The 19,007-nt window shown below is 64.0% G+C and carries 19 protein-coding genes; 2 read left to right on the top strand and 17 right to left on the bottom strand.

What is annotated here, in order from left to right; translation table 11 throughout:
- Positions 1–54: 54 nt before the first annotated feature.
- Both ACTV8E_RS15105 and ACTV8E_RS15100 read right to left on the bottom strand, forming a co-directional pair.
- Complete coding sequence (locus ACTV8E_RS15105; RefSeq protein WP_443200016.1) at positions 55–999, bottom strand: electron transfer flavoprotein subunit alpha/FixB family protein; 945 nt, start codon at positions 997–999, stop codon at positions 55–57.
- Positions 1,000–1,749, bottom strand: a complete 750-nt coding sequence (locus ACTV8E_RS15100) for an electron transfer flavoprotein subunit beta/FixA family protein (protein ID WP_043310197.1) — start codon at positions 1,747–1,749, stop codon at positions 1,000–1,002.
- Positions 1,750–2,269: 520 nt separating this feature from the next.
- Here ACTV8E_RS15100 and ACTV8E_RS15095 point away from each other — a divergent pair.
- Positions 2,270–2,431, top strand: coding sequence for a hypothetical protein (locus tag ACTV8E_RS15095; RefSeq protein ID WP_443200015.1), 162 nt, complete (start codon positions 2,270–2,272; stop codon positions 2,429–2,431).
- 311 nt (positions 2,432–2,742) lie between these two features.
- On the opposite strand, the gene ACTV8E_RS15090 is transcribed toward ACTV8E_RS15095, so the two are convergent.
- The 15 genes from ACTV8E_RS15090 to ACTV8E_RS15020 all read right to left on the bottom strand — a co-directional run bounded on the left by ACTV8E_RS15090 (position 2,743) and on the right by ACTV8E_RS15020 (position 17,413).
- Positions 2,743–3,876 carry an acyl-CoA dehydrogenase family protein gene (locus ACTV8E_RS15090; protein WP_443200014.1) on the bottom strand — a complete coding sequence of 378 codons (1,134 nt, stop codon included), beginning with the start codon at positions 3,874–3,876 and terminating at the stop codon, positions 2,743–2,745.
- 39 nt (positions 3,877–3,915) lie between these two features.
- Positions 3,916–5,112, bottom strand: coding sequence for an acyl-CoA dehydrogenase family protein (locus ACTV8E_RS15085; protein WP_443200013.1), 1,197 nt, complete (start codon positions 5,110–5,112; stop codon positions 3,916–3,918).
- A 12-nt stretch (positions 5,113–5,124) separates the two neighbouring features.
- Positions 5,125–5,994, bottom strand: coding sequence for a MaoC/PaaZ C-terminal domain-containing protein (locus ACTV8E_RS15080; RefSeq protein ID WP_443200012.1), 870 nt, complete (start codon positions 5,992–5,994; stop codon positions 5,125–5,127).
- 69 nt (positions 5,995–6,063) lie between these two features.
- Positions 6,064–6,981 (bottom strand): SDR family NAD(P)-dependent oxidoreductase, encoded by a 918-nt coding sequence (locus tag ACTV8E_RS15075; protein WP_443200011.1) that lies wholly within the window; start codon positions 6,979–6,981, stop codon positions 6,064–6,066.
- Between the two features lie 61 nt (positions 6,982–7,042).
- On the bottom strand, positions 7,043–7,855 hold the full coding sequence (locus tag ACTV8E_RS15070) for an enoyl-CoA hydratase (RefSeq protein WP_443200010.1): 813 nt from the start codon (positions 7,853–7,855) through the stop codon (positions 7,043–7,045).
- 13 nt (positions 7,856–7,868) lie between these two features.
- On the bottom strand, positions 7,869–9,032 hold the full coding sequence (locus ACTV8E_RS15065; protein WP_443200009.1) for an acyl-CoA dehydrogenase family protein: 1,164 nt from the start codon (positions 9,030–9,032) through the stop codon (positions 7,869–7,871).
- A 23-nt stretch (positions 9,033–9,055) separates the two neighbouring features.
- Complete coding sequence (locus ACTV8E_RS15060) at positions 9,056–10,210, bottom strand: acyl-CoA dehydrogenase family protein (RefSeq protein WP_443200008.1); 1,155 nt, start codon at positions 10,208–10,210, stop codon at positions 9,056–9,058.
- 14 nt (positions 10,211–10,224) lie between these two features.
- Positions 10,225–11,418, bottom strand: a complete 1,194-nt coding sequence (locus ACTV8E_RS15055) for an acyl-CoA dehydrogenase family protein (RefSeq protein ID WP_443200007.1) — start codon at positions 11,416–11,418, stop codon at positions 10,225–10,227.
- Positions 11,419–11,432: 14 nt separating this feature from the next.
- Entirely contained in the window at positions 11,433–12,578 is a 1,146-nt protein-coding gene (locus ACTV8E_RS15050) for a CaiB/BaiF CoA transferase family protein (RefSeq protein ID WP_443200006.1), read from the bottom strand.
- A gap of 1 nt (position 12,579) precedes the next feature.
- Entirely contained in the window at positions 12,580–13,431 is an 852-nt protein-coding gene (locus tag ACTV8E_RS15045; protein WP_443200005.1) for an SDR family oxidoreductase, read from the bottom strand.
- 4 nt (positions 13,432–13,435) lie between these two features.
- Positions 13,436–14,227 (bottom strand): enoyl-CoA hydratase/isomerase family protein, encoded by a 792-nt coding sequence (locus tag ACTV8E_RS15040; RefSeq protein ID WP_443200004.1) that lies wholly within the window; start codon positions 14,225–14,227, stop codon positions 13,436–13,438.
- A gap of 10 nt (positions 14,228–14,237) precedes the next feature.
- Positions 14,238–15,026 (bottom strand): enoyl-CoA hydratase/isomerase family protein, encoded by a 789-nt coding sequence (locus ACTV8E_RS15035; RefSeq protein ID WP_443200003.1) that lies wholly within the window; start codon positions 15,024–15,026, stop codon positions 14,238–14,240.
- A 13-nt stretch (positions 15,027–15,039) separates the two neighbouring features.
- Positions 15,040–15,837: an enoyl-CoA hydratase/isomerase family protein gene (locus ACTV8E_RS15030; RefSeq protein WP_443200002.1), complete on the bottom strand. Its 798-nt coding sequence runs from the start codon at positions 15,835–15,837 to the stop codon at positions 15,040–15,042.
- Positions 15,834–16,985 carry a thiolase gene (locus ACTV8E_RS15025; RefSeq protein ID WP_443200001.1) on the bottom strand — a complete coding sequence of 384 codons (1,152 nt, stop codon included), beginning with the start codon at positions 16,983–16,985 and terminating at the stop codon, positions 15,834–15,836. Before ACTV8E_RS15025 ends, ACTV8E_RS15030 begins: the two co-directional genes overlap by 4 nt.
- Positions 16,986–17,044: 59 nt before the next feature.
- A complete protein-coding gene (locus ACTV8E_RS15020; protein WP_443200000.1) occupies positions 17,045–17,413 on the bottom strand; it encodes a Zn-ribbon domain-containing OB-fold protein in 369 nt (122 codons plus the stop codon).
- A 375-nt stretch (positions 17,414–17,788) separates the two neighbouring features.
- Here ACTV8E_RS15020 and ACTV8E_RS15015 point away from each other — a divergent pair, with 375 nt between their 5' ends.
- The gene (locus ACTV8E_RS15015) at positions 17,789–18,967 is read left to right on the top strand and encodes an acyl-CoA dehydrogenase family protein (RefSeq protein WP_443199999.1); all 1,179 of its coding nucleotides are present in this window, start codon (positions 17,789–17,791) and stop codon (positions 18,965–18,967) included.
- The last annotated feature ends 40 nt before the right edge of the window (positions 18,968–19,007 follow it).

Here is a 19,007-nt window from a genome sequence, read left to right as displayed (position 1 = left end):
GTCAGCGCCACAGGGGCCACACCAGTTGGACGGCCCCAGCGACGCCCTATCTTGTCACAGGCTGCCGGATATCTCGGGCACGGCCTCGAACAGGTCGGCGACCAGGCCATAGTCGGCCACCTGGAAGATCGGCGCCTCCTCGTCCTTGTTGATCGCAACGATGACCTTGGAGTCCTTCATGCCCGCCAGGTGCTGGATGGCACCGGAGATGCCGACCGCGATGTACAGCTGCGGCGCGACGATCTTGCCGGTCTGGCCGACCTGCATGTCGTTCGGCACGAAGCCGGCGTCGACGGCGGCGCGCGAAGCACCGACGGCGGCACCCAGCTTGTCGGCCAGGGCGTACAGGTGCTTGAAGTTGTCACCGTTCTGCATGCCGCGGCCGCCGGAAACGACGATCTTGGCAGCGGTCAGCTCCGGACGGTCGGACTTGGCCAGCTCCTCGCCGACGAAGGACGACTTGCCGGCGTCGCCGCCAGCGGCAACGGCTTCGATGGCAGCGGAGCCGCCTTCGGCAGCAGCGGCGTCGAAGCCGGTGCCACGCACGGTGATCACTTTCACGGCAGCCGAGGACTGCACGGTAGCGATGGCATTACCAGCATAGATCGGACGCTTGAAGGTATCGGCGCTCTCGACGGAAACGATCTCGGAGATCTGGTCGACATCCAGCTGGGCGGCAACGCGCGGCAGGATGTTCTTACCATTGCTGGTGGCGGCAGCCAGGATGTGGCTGTAGGCGGCCGGCGAGGCACCTTGCACCAGCTCGGCAACCAGCGGAGCGACGTTTTCCGGCAGCTGGTTGGCGAAGGCAGCGTTATCGGCAACCAGTACCTTGCTCACGCCAGCGATTTTGGCGGCAGCTTCGGCAGCGGCACCGGCATTGGAACCGGCGACCAGCACATGAATGTCGCCACCGATCTTGGCGGCAGCAGCCACAGTGTTCAGGGTAGCGGCAGCCAGGGCGGCGTTGGTGTGTTCAGCGATAACCAGGATAGTCATTTAGATTACCTTCGCCTCGTTCTTCAGTTTCTCGACCAGTTCAGCCACGGACTTGACCTTGATACCGGCGCTGCGGGCAGCAGGCGCTTCGACTTTCAGGGTCTTGACGGTGGAGGCGGTGGAAACGCCCAGGGCGTCCGGAGTCACCACGTCGAGCGGCTTCTTCTTGGCCTTCATGATGTTCGGCAGAGACGCGTAGCGCGGCTCGTTCAGACGCAGGTCGGTGGTGACGATTGCCGGCAGAGCCAGGGCAACGGTCTGCAGACCGCCATCGATTTCACGGGTGACGTTGACCTTGTCACCAGCCAGCTCGACCTTGGAAGCGAAGGTACCCTGGGCGAAGCCAGTCAGGGCGCCCAGCATCTGGCCGGTCTGGTTGTTGTCGCTGTCGATGGCCTGCTTGCCGAGGATGACCAGCTGCGGCTGCTCCTTGTCGACCACAGCCTTCAGCAGCTTGGCCACGGCCAGGGAGTTCAGCTCTTCGTTGGTCTCGACCAGGATGGAACGATCAGCACCCAGAGCCAGTGCGGTACGCAGTTGCTCCTGAGCAGTGTTCGGGCCGATGGTGACGACGACGATCTCGCTGGCGACGCCCTTTTCCTTCAGGCGTACGGCCTCTTCCACGGCGATTTCGCAGAAGGGGTTCATCGACATCTTGACGTTGGCGAGGTCGACGCCGGAGTTGTCCGCCTTGACGCGAACCTTGACGTTGTAGTCGACCACTCGCTTGACAGCTACAAGCACCTTCATTGCAACCTCGCAATTATTTGAACGATATTCACAATGATGAATTACGTTCAAATGCCTTGTCAATTCATCCGCTGCGTCTGCTGCGGTGCAAACCCGTCCCGGAGGTTCGCGCCATCGCCTGACGAGGTATCCGCCATCCGGGCATGGCGCAGGACGCCCTTCCGCTCCGCCAGTCGTAGCGGTTCATCGCGGCCGGTAGAGCCTCTGGCAGGGTATGGAGGTAGTCGCAGGCGAACGATCGGCAACGCTGGCCCCCGGCAATGAGTCTTCAGCCCCGGGCGCCCGCATGGAGGGCCGACGGCAAGCGGATGGTGGATGACCGTTCGTCGCCTTGGACTGGCGAACCGGGCAACAGGTGATATTTATATTTATAAACGACGTTCAAATGCCGTTAAGGCTATGGCAAGATCGACGCCAGCGCCTTTTGCCCTCCAACGGACCACGCATCCCGAAGAGGGCGTCAGGCGCGGCTAATTCCAATAACACTGCTCAGAAGCAGGTAAACGATATGAAAATAACAATGATCGTATTGTCACTGTCGCTGTTCACGCTTGTCTCGGTCGTCACGGCGCGAGCCATAGACAACCCTCGCGAGGCAGAGCTGCGCGCCCGCTACCAGGCGTGTGATGCCAACCCCTACCGCTGCATTCCCCCGACCGTCACCTTTGCATCGCTTCGCTGACGCGAAGCGCGATTGATTGCCGACGGGCCAGGGCTGGCCGACCGCTCTGCCAGGACTGTGGGGTAGACGTTCGCAAGATCATGCGCCTGGCGTGTTCGGGCGCGCGGTGTCTCGTATTGGTCGCCCTCGACTATCGCCCCCCTCAGGCGCCTGCTACGGGGGCAGTAGCCCTCGCCTTCCCGCACAACAGCACTCGCAAAAACACCGTTGCCGATGGCGGATGACCACCGGCAACGGTGCGATAAACGTCTGTTGACGGAAGGGAAAATGGCTCGGGCGCAAAGGCCCGAGCCTAGTCGGGCCGAACCCGATCACATCAGCGCGCCATAGCGCTCCACATGGTGATCGCTATCTCCCCAACTCATGTCGATCACGGTCAGGCGCTTGCAGTACCAGCCAACCGCCAGCTCATCGGTCATGCCCATGCCACCATGCAGTTGGATTGCCTGCTGGCCAATCAGGCGGGCTGAGCGCCCGATCAGGGCCTTGGCCGCCGAGACTGCGCGTACTCGTTGATCCGCCTGCTCATTGTGCAGGTTGGCGGCAGCAAAGCAGGTAATGGAGCGAGCCTGCTCGACCAGGCCGAGCATCTCCGCGACCCGATGCTGCAGCGCTTGAAAGCTGCCGATGGGCTTGCCGAACTGCTTGCGCGTCTGCAGGTACTCGACCGTCAGCTCGGTCAGCCGGCTCATGCAGCCCACCGCTTCGGCGCACAGGGCGAAGCAGGCCTGATCGGCGGCCCACTCCAGTTCCACCAGGGCCAGATGTTCACGGCCCAGCAGCGCATCGGCGGCCACGGTGACATTGCGCAGCTCCACCTCCGCCACCCGCTGCCCGTCCAGGCCGGGGAAGCCGCGGACGCTGACGCCAGGCGCGCGGGCATCAACCAGGAACAGGCTGATGCCGTAATGGTCGTCGCGCGCGCCCGCCGTCCGTGCGGACACGATCAGCCAGTCGGCCGAATCGCCATGGGCCACCACGCTCTTGCGGCCATTGAGGCGGAAGCCGCCATCCACCTGGCGCGCTTCGCAGGCGACCTCCCAGAGGTCGAAACGGGCCTGCGGCTCCAGGGCCGCCAGGCTGATCCGCTGCTCGCCACTGGCCAGGGCCGGAAGAATCCGCTCCTGGAGCGAGGTGCCGGCGACGCGCTGCAGCAAAGTGCTGCCGACCAGGGCCGAGGCCAGGTAAGGCTCCAGCACCAGCCCCCGGCCGAACGCCTCCATCACCACCAGGATTTCCTCGGCCCCGGCTCCCAGGCCGCCATACTGCTCGTCCAGGCCAAGGGCCAGCAGCCCCGTCTCGGCCAGAGCCGACCAGTTCTCTTCGGACCAGCCACGGGGGCTTTCGGCCAGCCTGCGGCGTGTCTCGAAATCATATTGGCGCTCGACGAATCGAGCGACCAGATCGGCGAGCATCTGCTGCTCGTCGTTGAGGGAGAAGTCCATCGCAACAACCTCCAGGGCGCCACCGGAGCGGCGCACCGATCAAAGGCCAAGGGTCAGTTTGGCAATAATGTTCTTCTGCACTTCGTTGGCCCCGCCGTAGATGGAGATCTTGCGCCAATCCAGATAATGAGGCGCCAGGGCGTTGAGCAACTGGCCGTTGGCCGTGTCGACGCCGGTGTCGCACTCCAGCGCCTCGGGTACGAAGGGCACCGCATAGGGGCCGGCGCACTCCATGATCAGTTCAGTGAGGCGCTGCTGGATCTCGGAGCCGCGAATCTTCAGCAGCGACGCCTCGATGCCGCTGCCCTGCTTCTTGCCTTCCTGGTTGATCAGGCGCAGCAACGACCACTCGTGGGCCATCAGCTCCATCTCGATGTTCACCACCTTGTCGCGAAAGCGCAGATCCTCGAGCAGCGGGCGCCCGTGCTTGAGGCTGGTGGCGGCGATCTCCTTGAGCCGGCGCATGAAGCGCTTGCAGTTGCCAAGACCGGCGATGTTGGTGCGCTCGTGGCCGAGCAGGTACTTGGCGATGGCCCAGCCCTTGTGCTCCTCGCCCACCAGATTCTCGCGCGGCACCCGGACGTTGTCGAAGAACACCTCGTTGACGTCGTGCCCGCCGTCCAGGGTCTTGATCGGGCGCACCTCGATGCCGGGGCTGTTCATGTCGATCAGCAGGAAGGAGATCCCTTCCTGCTGACGTCCGTCGCTGTTGGTGCGCACCAGACAGAAAATCCAGTTGGCCCACTGGGCGAAGGACGTCCAGATCTTCTGGCCAGTGACCCGGTAGCTGTCCCCGTCCACCTCGGCGCGGCAGCGCAGGGCCGACAGGTCGGAACCGGCGCCCGGCTCGGAATAGCCCTGGCACCACCAGTCGCTCATGTCGAGAATGCGCGGCAGGAACCGCTGTTGCTGCTCCGGCGTGCCGAACTGCTGCAACACCGGGGCGACCATCGACAGGCCAAACGGCATCTGCCGCGGGGCGCCGGCGGCGAAACACTCCTCGTCGAAGATATTGCGTTGCGCGGCATTCCAGCCGGTGCCGCCGAAGGCCACCGGCCAGCCCGGCGCGCCCCAGCCACGTTCGTGCAGGATGCGCTGCCAGCGGACATAGTCCTCGCGCCCGACGTGCTGGAAATTCAGCACCCGGTCACGGATATCAAGCGGCAGACTGCGCGCCACGAACTCGCGCACTTCCTGACGGAACGCCTTGTCTTCGCTGCTTTCGCGAAAATCCATCGGGGGTACTCCTCAGGCGAGCTCGACCAGGCCGTTGTTCAGCACCACCACGTCGCGGGCGTCCACCCGGGCGCGCAGTTGTACCCGGCCCTGCTCGCCCTTCCAGAACTGGAATCGCAGCGTCTCGCCAGGGTAGACCGGCGAGGTGAAGCGCGCGGCGATCCGCTTGAGACGGGAGGCATCGCCCTCCGCGCAGCGGCTGATGGCGGCGAAGGCGGCCATGCCATAGGTGGCCAGGCCGTGCAGGATCGGCTGCTTGAAGCCGGCGCGCGCGGCCACTTCGGGATCGGCGTGCAGCGGGTTGGCGTCGCCGGACAGGCGATAGATCAGCGCCGCCTGCGCTGGCGACAGCAGTTCGTATTCGAAGTCGGGTTCGCGCTCGGGAATGGCTGGCAGGCTCTCCGGCGGCTCGTCGCTGACGCCGCCTTCGGCGGTGTAGCCACCGTCGCCGCGCAGGAAGGACACCTGGCGCGTCTGCGCGATGCGCTCGCCGCTGTCGGCGTCGACGATGTCGCGCAGCAACTCGACGATCGCGCCCTTGCCCTCGCCCTTGTCGCAGATCCGATTGACACGGGTGCGGCTGATCACCGTGCCGCTGACCGGCATCGGCAGGAACCAGCGGGTGTCCTGCTCGCCATGCACCAGTTTCAGATAATTCACACCGGTATCGGGGTTGGTCATCCAGGGCTTTGGCCAGGCGATGGCGGCCGCCAGGGTCGGGACCGCCTGCAGACCTTTCTCGTAGGTGAAGCGCAGCTGGACGGGATCCATGGGATCGCCACCGACCCCCAGGCCCAGGGCATAAAGGATGGTGTCACGCTCGGTGTAGGTTCGGGTGACTTCTTCGATGGGCCAGTTCTTGACGCGTTCGTAATTCAGCATACGGGGATCGCTCGTTGTCTGCTCTCAGGGCACCCCGTCGACAGGCTCGACGGGGCCATTGGATACGGGTCAGACCGGATCCCAGCTGTATACCTCGTGGGTCTGCTGCAACGGCAGGAAGCTGGGGCGCAGGGCCGGGATACCATGCTCGGCCAGCGCTTGCGGCGTCCAGCCATTGTCGCGGTGCACCGAGCGCACCACACGCGGCTGGCTGACCAGCATGATTTCATTGGAGCGCACGTAGAAAATCTGCCCCGACACGTCCTTGGCCTGATCCGAGGCAAGGAACACCGCCAGCGGCGCCTGCTTGGACGGGTGCATCATGCGCTCCATGCGCTCGGCCTGCAGCTTCTTCTCCGGGGTGTCGGTCGGCACGGCGCCGATCATGCGGCTCCAGGCCGCCGGGGAGATGCAGTTGGAGCGCACGCCGAAGCTGGCCATGTCCAGCGCGATGGCCTTGGACATGCCGACTATGCCGAGCTTGGCCGCGGCATAGTTGACCTGACCGACATTACCGACCAGACCGGTATTGGAGGTCATGTGGATGTAAGAGCCGGAGCCCTGTGCACGGAAATGCGGCGCTGCGGCGCGGGCCATGAAGAAGGAGCCGTTGAGGTGCACGTTGAGTACCGCCAGCCACTCCTGCTCGTCCATCTTGTGGAACATGCGGTCACGCAGAATACCGGCGTTGTTCACCACGCAGTCGATGCGACCGAAGGTGTCCATGGCGGTCTGCACAATACGGTGCGCGGAATCCCAACCTGCAACGCTGTCGGTGCTGGCTACGGCTTCGCCACCAGCAGCCTTGATTTCGTCGACCACGCGTTGCGCCGGGCCTGCGTCCTGCCCGTCGCCATGCACCGAAGAACCCAGGTCGTTGACCACCACACGGGCACCTTCGGCAGCCATCGCCAGCGCGATGGCACGGCCAATGCCGTTGCCGGCGCCAGTTACCACTACTACCTTGCCTTCAACCATTGCACTCATTGCTGATTCCTCTCGTTGTTGGCGGTGCGTGGCGCCGTCAGGCCCCTGCCCCGCATCGTGTTCAGATTTCGTCGTCGGGGAACTGCGGCGCGCGCTTCTCCATGAAGCTGGCGATACCTTCCTTGTAGTCCGGCCCCTGGTTGGCGATCGGCATGTCCAGGCCGGCGCTCATCACCGCCTCGTGGCAGGTCTGGAACGGTACTTCCCAGAGCTGCTGCTTCATCACCCGCATGGATCGCGGCGAGCAGTTCTGCGCCATGTCGCGGGCATAGGCATAGGTTTCCTCGACCAGCCGATCCGCCGGGATGGCGCGGTTGACCAGGCCCATCCGCTCGGCCTCAAGCCCCTTGATCTTGCGCCCGGACATCAACAGGTCGAGGGCATGGGCCTGTCCGACGTGGCGCTCCAGAATCCAGGCCATGCCGTACTCGGCGGTCAGGCCGCGACGGGCGAAGGCGGTGGTGATGGTGGCATCCTCGGCAGCAAAGCGAATGTCGCAGAACAGCGCGTGGATCAGGCCGATGCCCACGGTGGCGCCGTTGAGCATGGCGATCACCGGCTTGGGAATGGCCGGATAATACGAGCAGCGGGTCTGCCAGTCGGCACGCTTGCGCATGTCGAACGGGCGCGGCAGCTTGGTCATCAACTGGTGCGGATCGCCGCCGAAGCTGTTGATGTCGCCGCCCGCGCAGAAGGCCTTGCCGGCGCCGGTGAACACGATCACCCGCACGCCCTTGTCGGCACCGGCTGCCTGCATGGCCTCGTACACCTCGGTCGCCACCTGGTCGTTCCAGCTGTTGAGTTGCTCCGGGCGGTTGATGGTGATGGTCGCGATGCGATCCTTCACCTCGTAGAGAATGCTTGCGTAGCTCATCTCGACCGTCACCTCAGAAGGAGCGCGGCAGACCGAGGATATGCTCGGCCACGTAGGACAGGATCAGGTTGGTGGAGATCGGTGCCACCTGATACAGGCGCGTCTCGCGGAACTTGCGCTCGACGTCGTACTCGCAGGCGAAGCCGAAGCCGCCGTGAGTCTGCAGGCAGGCGTTGGCGGCCTTCCACGACGAGGTCGCGGCCAGGTGCTTGGCCATGTTGGCCTCGGCGCCGCAGGGCTGGTGGGCATCGAACAGCTCGCAGGCACGGTAGCGCATCAGGTCGGCGGCGCGGATGTCGATATAGGCCTCGGCGATGGGGAACTGGATGCCCTGGTTCTTGCCGATCGGCCGGTCGAACACCACCCGGTCATTGGCATAGCGGCTGGCGCGGTCGACGAACCAGTAGCCGTCGCCGATGCATTCGGCGGCGATCAGGGTGCGCTCGGCATTCAGTCCGTCGAGGATGTACTTGAAGCCCTTGCCTTCTTCGCCGATCAGGTTCTCTTCCGGGATTTCCAGATTGTCGAAGAACAGCTCGTTGGTCTCGTGATTGACCATGTTGGGGATCGGACGCACGTCCATGCCCTTGCCGACGGCATCATGCAGGTCGACCAGGAAGCAGGACAGCCCCTCGGACTTCTTCTTCACGTCGGCCAGCGGCGTGGTGCGCGCCAGCAGGATCATCATGTCCGAGTGCTGCACGCGGGAGATCCACACCTTCTGCCCGTTGACCACGTAGCGGCCGTCCTTCTTCACCGCGTTGGTCTTCAGCTTGGTGGTATCGGTGCCGGTGGTCGGCTCGGTGACCGCCATGGACTGCAGGCGCAGCTCGCCACTGGCGATCTTCGGCAGGAACTTGCGCTTCTGCTCTTCGGAGCCGTTACGCAGCAGGGTGTTCATGTTGTACATCTGCCCGTGGCAGAAGCCGGAGTTGCCGCCGTTGCGGTTGATTTCCTCCATGATCACCGACGCTTCGGTCAGGCCGAGGCCGGAGCCGCCGTACTCCTCGGGGATCAGCGCGGCCATCCAGCCGGCCTTGGTCAGGGCATCGACGAAGGCCTCGGGATAGACGCGCTCATGGTCGATCTTGCGCCAGTATTCGTCCGGGTACTCCGCACACAGGTCGCGCAGGGAGTCACGCAGGTCGTGGTACGGATCGTTTGCGTCATGCTTCATTGGGGCACTCTCCGGATATTCTTTCAGACATCGGCAGCGATCAGGCCGCCATCATGTGCAAGTTGAGCAAGGTGATAATCGGTATCGCCGAACATGAATTCGAGCATGCTCAGGCGGCGCATATAGTGGCCAGCCTGGCATTCTTCGGTGACACCGATGCCGCCGTGAAGCTGTACCGCCTGCTGGGAAATGAAGCGGGCCGAATTGCCTATCTGCACGCGTGCGGCACTGATGGCCTTACGGCGCTCGATCGGATTGCTTTCTGCGGTCATCATGCTGGCGTACATGGCCATGCTGCGGGCCTGTTCCAGGTACACCAGCATGTCCACGGCGCGATGCTGAATCGCCTGGAAGGAGCCGATGGTGACGCCGAACTGCTTGCGGATCTTCAGGTATTCGACGGTCAGCTCGTAGGTTCTTTCCATCGCGCCAACCGCTTCGGCACACAAGGCTGCCAACGCCTGATCGACCACTTCGGCGATCAATGGCAGGGCATTGCCAGCCTCACCCAGCAGGGCGTCTGCCGGCACGCGCACCTGGCTCAAGGTCAAATCGGCAGCACGCAGACCGTCCTGGGTCAGGTAACCCCGACGGGATATGCCCGGCGTATTGGCATCGACAATGAATAGCGCAATACCGTCTTCATCGTATTGCCCCCCGGAAATCCGCGCGCTGACCAGCAACTTGTCAGCGCAGTCACCATGCAGGACGAAGCGTTTGGCACCGTCAAGCACCCAGCCATCGCCATCACGACCTGCGCTTGTGAGCACATCGGCAAGTTCGTAACGGGCTTGCGCTTCACTGTGGGCAAGAGCCAGCAGCAGGTCTCCGGAAATCAACCGAGGGATCAGTTCGGCACGCTGCCCAGCATTGCCTGCCAGACGCAGAAGACCACCACCCAGAACGACGGTGGCGAGGTATGGCTCAAGCAGCAGGCCACGGCCAAAGGCCTCCATGACAATCATGGTTTCCACCGCACCACCATTGAAGCCGCCATCCTCTTCCGAGAACGGCATGCCCAGCAGGCCAAGCTCGGCGTATTGGGCCCAGAGCTGCCGGCTCCAGCCATCGGCCTCGGCTTTGTAGCGCGTGCGGCTGTCGAAGTCATATTGATCGGCGACCAAACGGTCCACCGCATCCTTGAGCATCCGTTGCTCTTCGTTAAGGTCGAAATTCATAAGCGTTGTCCGTCCTAGAGTCCGAGCAGGGTCTTGGCAAGAATATTGTGCTGAACCTCATTGGAGCCGCCGACGATGGAGACGTGACGGAACCAGTAGTAGTTCGGCGCGATCGTGCCGGCCCAATCATCATCCTCCCCGGCGCGCTCACCGGTCAGCAGCTGCACATCGAACTCCAGCGCGTTGTAGCCGGCGACATGCATCAGCAACTCAGTGGCGGCCTGCTGCAATTCGGAACCCTTCATTTTCAGGATCGAACTGCGCGGGTCGGGGGCATGGCCGAATTTTTCGCTGTCGGCAATCACGCGCATCTGCGTCATTTCCAGCGCTTTCAACTCAACCTCGACAGCGGCCACACGTTCGCGGAAACGCGGATCGTCGGCGAGGGGCTTGCCACGCACAAGGATATTGCGGGCCAGTTGCTTGGCACGGCGCACGCGGAATTTGGACAGGCCCACGCGGGCGATACCGCCACGTTCACTGCCGAGCAGAAACTTGGCAACGTCCCAACCCTTGTTCACTTCGCCGATTACGTTGGCAACCGGAATGCGCACGTTATCGAGGAACATTTCGTTGGTTTCATGGTGACCATCAAGGGTAATGATCGGCCGCACCGTAATACCCGGGCTCTTCATATCCATGAGGATGAAGGTGATGCCCTGCTGTTTCTTGGCCGTGGCATCGGTGCGAACCAGCATGAAGCACCAGTCAGCATGGTGCGCCGTCGAGGTCCAGATCTTCTGGCCATTGATGACGTAATGATCACCTTCCAGCACGGCGCTGGTGCGTAGCGAAGCCAGATCGGAACCAGAACCCGGCTCGGAGAAACCCTGGCAGAACCAGTAGTCCATGTTCGCCACGCGCGGCAGGAAATGTTCCTTCTGCTCCTGGGTGCCGAAGGCGATCAGCACCGGACCGATCATGTTCATGTTGAAGGAGATCGGCTCGGGCGCCGGCGCCATGTGCAACTCTTCCTTGAAGATGTAGTGCTGGGTGGCGGTCCATGGCTGGCCACCCCACTCCGGCGCCCAGGCTGGGGCAGCCCAGCCCTTGGCATTGAGAATACGTACCCAGTTCACCATCTCCTCTTTGGAGATGCGCTGCCCCAGCTCAACCTTGCGGCGAACCTCGGCGGGAACTGCACTTCTGAGAAATGCCCGCACTTCGTCACGGAAGGCGATTTCTTCTGGCGTGAAACGTAAGTCCATGGACGTGGTTCCTGTCAGTCGACGATGCCTTGGGCGCGCAGTTCGGCGACTTTGTCAGCGCTAAACCAGGCCTCAAGGGCATTGTTGGTATTTTCGGGAGTAATCGGCTGCGGCGCGAATGGCTTGGCCGGCACGCTACGTGAGAAACGCGGGGCCGGCGCAGGCTGGGTTACCCCATCGACTTCGATATAGGTGCCGCGCGCTTTCAGGTGGGGATGCTGTGGCGCTTCGCTGAAGCTGAGAACCCCGGCTACGCAGGCATCGCTCGGCTCCAGCAAGGCAACCCACTCGTCACGCGTGCGGGTTTTGAAGCGGTCGCCGATGATTTGCTTGTTGGCAGCCCAGCTGTCGCGGTCCATTTGCGGGCCGAGTGTGGCCGGATCAATCTCCATCAGGCGCAGTAGCTCTTCGTAGAACTTGCTTTCCAGTGGCCCGACGCTGACGAACTTGCCATCGGCACACTCAAAGCAGTCATAGAAGGGTGAGCCGGAATCGGTAATGTTGGTACCGCGTCCTTCTTTCCAGATGCCCGCCGCAATCATGCCCGAGAACGTCGTAGCCAAATGTGCGGCACCATCCACGATTGCACCGTCGATGACCTGCCCGGCGCCCGACTGCCTGGCCTCGATCACCGCAGCGAGAATGCCGAGGGCTAGGTACAGGGAACCACCGGCATAGTCGCCCAACAAGTTCAGCGGGATGCTCGGTGGCTGATCCTTGCGGCCGATGGCATCGAGCACTCCAGTCAGTGCCAGGTAGTTGAGATCATGCCCGGCATACTTGGCCAGGGGGCCAGTCTGCCCCCAGCCGGTCATCCGTCCATAGACCAGGCGCGGGTTGCGCGCCAGGCAATCATCCGGGCCAAGACCGAGACGCTCGGTGACGCCCGGGCGGAAACCTTCCACCAGCACATCGGCCTGCTCGACGAGTTGCAACACGGTTTCCACCGCTTGCGGGTCCTTCAGGTCAACGGCGATCGCATAGCGGTTGCGCAGCAGGGTGTTGAACTGCAGTGGCCGCTCGATGCCCAGCTTCACCGGCTGCTTGCGGTCGACGCGGATCACCGTGGCGCCCAGGTCGGCCAGCAGCATGGCGCACATCGGACCGGGGCCGATGCCGGCCAGCTCGACGACCTTGATACCGGAAAGCGGACCGGCCATCTTATTTGCGCCCCTGGCCGCGCATGGCCTGCCATTGATCTTCGTTCCAGTCCTGCATGGCGCGGAAGGTCGGCCCGCCGACGCCCTGCATCCAGCGGCCGCCGTCGATCACCACCATTTCACCGGTGATGTAACCGGAGCCTTCGCTGGCCAGGTAGCTGTAGAGGTTGGCCAGTTCCTGATGATCGCCGAAGCGGCGCAGCGGAACGCCCTTCTCCTGCGGCTCGACCTGCGAACCCGACGGATAGAGCTGTTCCCACGCGCCCGGAGTGGGGAACAGACCCGGCGCGACGCAGTTGAGGCGGATGCCCTTGGGGCCCCACTCGACCGCCAGGCTGCGGGTCATTGCCAGCACGCCGGCCTTGGCCGCCGCGCTCGGCGCGGTGAAGGCCGAGCCGGTCATGGTCGGCGTGGAAACGGTGCTGATGACATTGCCCGGACGCCCCTCGGCGATCCAGCGCTTGCCGGCGGCGATGGTGCAGTAGAAGCTGCCGTGCAGGACGATATCCAGCACCGCGTCGACCGCCCGCGGCGACAGGGTTTCGGTACGCGAGATGAAGTTGGCCGCGGCGTTGCACAGCAGCACGTCCAGCGGCCCGCTGCTCCAGACCTCTTCCATCATGGCTTCGACCGACTCGGCATCGCGCACGTCGGCCTGCACGGTGGAGACTCGTGCGCCCGCGATGGCTGCACGAAATTCCTCGGCGGTAGCATCCAGCACGTCCTTGCGGCGGCCGGCGATGACCAGCTCGGCGCCCAGTTCCAGGTAGCGCCGGCCGATGCTCTTGCCCAGGCCGGTGCCACCGCCAGTGATCAGAATCTTCTTTCCTGCCAGAAGGTCGCTTGCAAACATGGTTTCAATTCCCGGTGAAGGTCGGTCGGCGTTTTTCCATGAAGGCCGCAACGGCCTCCTGATGATCCTGGGTCTGTCGGGTCAGCGGATTGAGATCCACCTCGCGTCGCCAGGCGGCTTCGATGCTGTCACTGCCACGCACCAGCGCAGCCTTGAGCAGCGCCAGGGAAACCGGCGGCAACTGGGCCAGCCGCTCGGCCCGGGCGAGGGCCGCCTCAAGCGCCTCGCCGGGTGCCACCACCTGATTGAACAGGCCCAGCCGACCGGCCTCGGCGCCATCGAAGGTGGCGCCGCTGAGCATCAGCTCGCGCGCCTTGCCGGCGCCGATCTTCTGCGGCAGCGTCCACAGTACGCCGGTATCGGGCAGCAGGCCGACCTTGACGAAGGCGCAGGACAGCTTCGCCGCCGTGCTGCCGACGGCCAGATCGCAGGCTGCGGCCAGCGACACCCCGGCCCCCATGCAACTACCTTCGACGGCCGCCACCACCGGCTTGTCGCCAGTGAACAGCAGACGGAACAGGCGTACGCCGATGGCAATACGCTCGCGCATCTCCAGCAGGGACGGCGACACCGAGGTCATCTCGGACAGATCGCCACCCGCACAGAAATGTCCACCAGCCCCCGTCAGCACGATGGCCCGTGTGCGTTCATCCTCATGCAGCAGTCTGTGCAAGGTTTCGAGCAGACTCAGGCGCATCTGCAATGAGAATGCGTTGCGCCGCTGCGGGTAGTTCATGGTGACGATGGCCACCTCGCCCCGATGCTCGACCTGGACGATATCAGTGTGTTCACTCATCGCAGGCTCCTCACTGGCCGATGAAAACGGGCGCGCGCTTCTCGATGAAGGCGCTAGCCGCTTCGAGATGATCCCTGGACTGGCGCAGAATGGGCTGGAAGTCGATCTCGGCGCGCAGCGCCGCATCCATGTCCTCGGTCGACCAGGTCAGCGCGGACTTGAGCAGGGCCATGCCCAGCGGTGGTTGCTGGGCCAGGGCCCTGGCGTAGTCGATGGCGGCGCTCAGCGCCTGCCCCGGCTCGACAACCTGGTTGGCCAGGCCGATGCGCCCGGCCTCGACACCGTCTATCTCACGAGCCAGCGACAGCAGCTCGCGCGCCTTGCTCATGCCGATCTTCTTCGGCAGCGTCCAGAGAATGCCTGTGTCGGGCAGCAGACCGATACGCATGAAGGCCGCGCAAAAGCGCGCATTGGAGGCCGCGACCAGGTGATCGGTCGCCACGGCCAGGGACAGCCCCGCGCCGAAGGCCGAACCCTCGACCGCGGCCACCACCGGCTTGGGTCCGGAGAGCATCTCGCGCACCACCTGGCAGGATTCGTCCAGAATCTCCCGGCTCTGCAGGACGGTGCGCTTGGTCATCTCGGAAATATCGGCGCCCGCGCTGAATTGCCCGCCCGCGCCGGTGAGCACGATGGCCCGCGACTCGCTGTCGGCCACCATGAGCTGGTGGATGGTATCGCGCAGAGCCAGGCGCATCTGCCGCCCCAAGGCGTTGCGCCGCCCTGGATTGTCGATGGTGACGATGGCGACCTCGCCGTCACGGGTAACCTGGATGCGTTCGTCGCTATGACCGGACATCTCGCTTCTCTCCTCAGTTGCCGACGAACACGGCGGGCCGCTTCTCCATGAAGGCCTTGGCGGCCTCCTGGTGATCCTGGCTGCGTCGCAGAATGGGCTGCAGGTTGACTTCGGTCTCGATGGCCTCGTCCAGCGACTCGATACCGCCCGCCAGCGCCGCCCGCAGGTGCGCGACCGCCAATGGCGGCATGCGCGCATACTCGCGGGCGACCTCGATGGCCGCCGGCAAGGCTTCACCCGGCGCGGCCAGCTGGTTGGCGAAACCGATACGCAAGGCCTCCTCGCCATTGAACTCGTCGGCGCTCAGTACCAGCTCGCGCGCCTTGCCGGCCCCGACACGCTGGGCCAACGACCAGAACAGTCCGGTATCGGGCAACAGGCCGACCTTGATGAAGGCACAGGCGTAGCGGGTATTGCTGGCACTGACCACGTAGTCGCTGACCGCGGACAGGGACACTCCCGCCCCCATGGCGAAGCCCTCGACGGCGGCGACCACCGCCTTGGGGCCCTCGGCCATCAGCTTGAAGATGTTCAGCGGCAGCAGGTTGCGCTCGCGGAAATCCAGCACCGTGCGATCTTTCATTTCCGAGATGTCGCCACCGGCGCAGAACACGCCCCCGGCGCCCGTCAGCACGATGGCCCGGCAGGTGGCATCCTGGTACATGAGGCGATAGAGCACCTCGAAGAGGGTTTCGCGCATCTTCAGGGAGAAGGCGTTGCGCCGCTGCGGGTAGTTCAGCGTGACAATGGCCACCTCGCCATCGTGCTCGACCCGGACGATCTCGTCCGCGCTTTCCGGGGCCTGGCTCACAGGGTTTCCTCCGTGCCAAGGATCAGGGTTGCCTGGCTGGACAGGACGCCGCCATTGCCATGAGCGATGGCCAGCCTGGCATCGGCCACCTGGCGCGCAGCGCATTGGCCCATCAGTTGCTGGGTGGCCTCCACCATGGTGAACAGCCCGTACATGCCCGGATGGACACAGGACAGACCGCCGCCGTTGGTATTCACCGCCAAGCGGCCGCCAGGGGCGATGCCGCCGCCGGCGACGAAGCGCCCGCCTTCCCCTTTCGGGCAGAAACCGAGGTCTTCGAGGAACAGGATGGTATTGATGGTGAAGGCGTCGTACAGCATGACCACGTCGATATCGTCGGGCTTCACCCCGGCCATGGCATAGGCGCGCTGCCCCGACTCGCGGGCCGCGCTGACGGTCAGGTCGGCCATGGACGCGATTTCGCGGTGGGTGGTGGCCGAACCGGCGCCCAGCAGGTAAGCCGGTTTGGCCGCCAGGTCGCGGGCGCGATCGGCACGCACCATGACCACCGCGGCGGCGCCGTCGGTCACCAGACAGCAGTCACGCACGCTCAGCGGATCGGACACCATGCGCGCGCCCAGCACATCCTCGATGCTCAGCTCGTCGCGCATATAGGCGTCGGGGTTGAGCTGCGCCCATTTGCGCGCCGCCACGGCAACCTCGGCCAGGTGCTCGCGCGTGGTGCCGTACTGATGCATATGCCGCGCAGCGGCCAGGGCGTAGGACGACACCGGATTCATCGGGCGGTAGGGGGTTTCCCAGGGCGACGGGCGCGAGGACTGCACCAGCTTGCCCGAGGCGCTCTTCTGGTTGCTGCCATAGGCGATCAGGGCGACATCGATCTGGCCGCTGGCCAGCGCCATGGCGGCGGTATGAGCATAGATCTGGAAGGCCGAGCCGCCGGTGCGGTTGTTGTCGGTAAAGCGCGGATGGATACCCAGATATTCCGCGAAGGTCAGCCCCGAGAGCATATCGTCGGGTACACAGACGAACAGCCCGTCGACATCGTTCGGCGTCAGACCGACCTGAGCCAGGGCCCGCACACTGGCAGCCGCTGCCAGATCCATGGACGACAGGCCAGGAGCCTCGCCCATACCGTAGGTGGCGCCCGCCACAATGGCTGTCTGCCCACGTAGACTCTGATTCATATGTTTCCTGCCTTGTTGTCGTCGCTGCAGGTGAGTGAAAGGTTCGTGAGAGGGACGCTTCAGGCCGGTTCGAACACCAGCACGGCGGCAGCGGGATCGTCACCGGCGACCTTCGCCCGGACAGCCATGCCGATACGCACCTCTTCGGGAGCAATCCCCTCCACCCGGCTCATCATCCGCACACCCTCCTCCAGGTCGATCAGGGCGACGTTGTAGTTAGGGGTCGGCGGACGCTGACGCACTACAGTGGTCGAGTACACAACACCCCGCCCACTGGCCTCGACCCATTCCAGGTCGGTAGAGCCGGTGCCCGGCCCAGCCACACGCGGATAGAAGACATAGGCGCCGGTCTGACGACTGCGCTGCAACATGAAACGCCCCTCGGCGAGGAAGCGCTGATAATCGGATTCCGGTAACAGGCTTTGCATGAACCCTCCGCAAAGAGATCGCTTATTTTTTTATGAACGATGTTCTGAATAGTAAACGCACTTAAAATCTCCCGTCAACTTGTCGGGCCGCCCAAACCCTTCTCTTATGCACCATGCCAAACGCCGTTTCCATTAATTTCTGACGGCGCGGCCATTCTCCCCGATCCACCGACAGAACTGGCGGCCAGCGACAAACCCCCGCTCGACCAGAGCCCACGCGCACAAAGCCATCTCCGCCATGACCGGACGAGCAACATCGGCTTGACATTGCCCAAAGAGCGTCGTTTACTTTTACGAACATCGTTCAGGATTTTATCAATCCGCCACGATACCGACCGAACGACGGTCGCAGTCCATGACGGAGCCAGTGATACCGTGAATTACGAATTGACCGACGAGCAGCGCGAAATCCAGGACCTGATCCGCCGGGTCGCCCGGGAAAAGGTCGCCCCACGGGCGGACGAGATCGACCGCACGGCGGAATACCCCCATGACATGTTCGCCCTGCTCAAGGAACTGGGGCTGTTCGCACTGCCCTTCCCCACCGAGTACGGCGGCACCAACAGCCTGCTGTCCGCCTGCATCGCGGTCGAGGAACTCGGCCGGGTCTGCTACAACACCGGTTACCTGCTGGTCGTCCAGTGGACGCCGTTCGGCGCCATCCTGGCCGGCGGTACCGAAGAACAGAAACAGCGCCTGCTGCCGGGCCTGGCCAGCGGCGACCTGCGCGGCGCCCTGTCGATCACAGAGCCGCAGAGCGGTTCGGACGTTTCCGGCATCAAGACCACTGCACGACGCACCGACGGTGGCTACCTGCTCAACGGCTCGAAGATCTGGTGCACCAACTCGCACATCGCCGACTTCATCCTGGTCGCGGCCAAGACCGTGGCCGAAGACGGCTCGGCGCTGGGCATCAACCTGTTCATCGTCGACCGCGACACACCCGGCCTGACCATCGGCGCCCATGAGCACAAGATGGGAGCCCGCGGCGTGCCGGCCTGCCCGCTGTTCTTCGACGGCGCCTTCGTGCCCACGGCCAATCGCGTCGGCCCCGAGGGTGGAGAAGGCTTCAAGGTGGCGATGGAAGCACTCAACACCAGCCGCCCGCTAGTCGCCGCCCGCGCGGTCGGACTGGCCCAGGGCGCCATCGACCACTCCATCGACTACATCCAGAACCGCGTGACCTTCAAGCAGAAGGTCAGCGACTTCCAGGGCATTCGCTGGATGGTCGCCGACATGGTCACCCAGACCGAGGCCGCCCGGCAGCTGGTCTACCGCACCGCATCCATGGTCGACGCCGGCGTTTCCGGGCGCGCCCTCGCGCCGATGGCGGCCATGTCCAAGATGTTCGCCTCGGACGTAGCGATGAAGGTCGCCACCGACGCGGTACAGCTGTTCGGCGCCGCGGGCATCTCCAACGAGTACCCGATCAACCGCTATTTCCGCGATGCCAAGGTGGTGCAGATCATCGAGGGCACCAACCAGATCCAGCGCAACATCATTGCCGACAGCGTGCTCGGCCGTGTTACCCGCAGCGACTCCAAACCCCGTTGAGGGCGAGCGCTCAATTATCAGTTCCGCACAACCAACGCTA

Source organism: Pseudomonas sp. B392_1p (assembly GCF_052245235.1).
In the GTDB taxonomy this organism is placed as follows: Bacteria; Pseudomonadota; Gammaproteobacteria; order Pseudomonadales; family Pseudomonadaceae; genus Serpens; species Serpens gallinarum.
Note: the sequence above shows the minus strand (reverse complement) of the source record. Positions and strands in the feature narration are given on the sequence as shown.

Excerpts from the sequence above, each read along its gene's own strand:
- ACTV8E_RS15055 (WP_443200007.1), bottom strand. The coding sequence starts at position 11,418 with ATGGACTTACGTTTCACGCCAGAAGAAATCGCCTTCCGTGACGAAGTG.
- ACTV8E_RS15045 (WP_443200005.1), bottom strand. The coding sequence starts at position 13,431 with ATGTTTGCAAGCGACCTTCTGGCAGGAAAGAAGATTCTGATCACTGGC.
- ACTV8E_RS15075 (WP_443200011.1), bottom strand. The coding sequence starts at position 6,981 with ATGAGTGCAATGGTTGAAGGCAAGGTAGTAGTGGTAACTGGCGCCGGC.
- ACTV8E_RS15040 (WP_443200004.1), bottom strand. The coding sequence starts at position 14,227 with ATGAGTGAACACACTGATATCGTCCAGGTCGAGCATCGGGGCGAGGTG.
- ACTV8E_RS15095 (WP_443200015.1), top strand. The coding sequence starts at position 2,270 with ATGATCGTATTGTCACTGTCGCTGTTCACGCTTGTCTCGGTCGTCACG.
- ACTV8E_RS15080 (WP_443200012.1), bottom strand. The coding sequence starts at position 5,994 with ATGCTGAATTACGAACGCGTCAAGAACTGGCCCATCGAAGAAGTCACC.
- ACTV8E_RS15020 (WP_443200000.1), bottom strand. The coding sequence starts at position 17,413 with ATGCAAAGCCTGTTACCGGAATCCGATTATCAGCGCTTCCTCGCCGAG.
- ACTV8E_RS15100 (WP_043310197.1), bottom strand. The coding sequence starts at position 1,749 with ATGAAGGTGCTTGTAGCTGTCAAGCGAGTGGTCGACTACAACGTCAAG.
- ACTV8E_RS15090 (WP_443200014.1), bottom strand. The coding sequence starts at position 3,876 with ATGGACTTCTCCCTCAACGACGAGCAGCAGATGCTCGCCGATCTGGTC.
- ACTV8E_RS15035 (WP_443200003.1), bottom strand. The coding sequence starts at position 15,026 with ATGTCCGGTCATAGCGACGAACGCATCCAGGTTACCCGTGACGGCGAG.
- ACTV8E_RS15050 (WP_443200006.1), bottom strand. The coding sequence starts at position 12,578 with ATGGCCGGTCCGCTTTCCGGTATCAAGGTCGTCGAGCTGGCCGGCATC.
- ACTV8E_RS15070 (WP_443200010.1), bottom strand. The coding sequence starts at position 7,855 with ATGAGCTACGCAAGCATTCTCTACGAGGTGAAGGATCGCATCGCGACC.
- ACTV8E_RS15025 (WP_443200001.1), bottom strand. The coding sequence starts at position 16,985 with ATGAATCAGAGTCTACGTGGGCAGACAGCCATTGTGGCGGGCGCCACC.
- ACTV8E_RS15085 (WP_443200013.1), bottom strand. The coding sequence starts at position 5,112 with ATGGATTTTCGCGAAAGCAGCGAAGACAAGGCGTTCCGTCAGGAAGTG.
- ACTV8E_RS15105 (WP_443200016.1), bottom strand. The coding sequence starts at position 999 with ATGACTATCCTGGTTATCGCTGAACACACCAACGCCGCCCTGGCTGCC.
- ACTV8E_RS15060 (WP_443200008.1), bottom strand. The coding sequence starts at position 10,210 with ATGAATTTCGACCTTAACGAAGAGCAACGGATGCTCAAGGATGCGGTG.
- ACTV8E_RS15065 (WP_443200009.1), bottom strand. The coding sequence starts at position 9,032 with ATGAAGCATGACGCAAACGATCCGTACCACGACCTGCGTGACTCCCTG.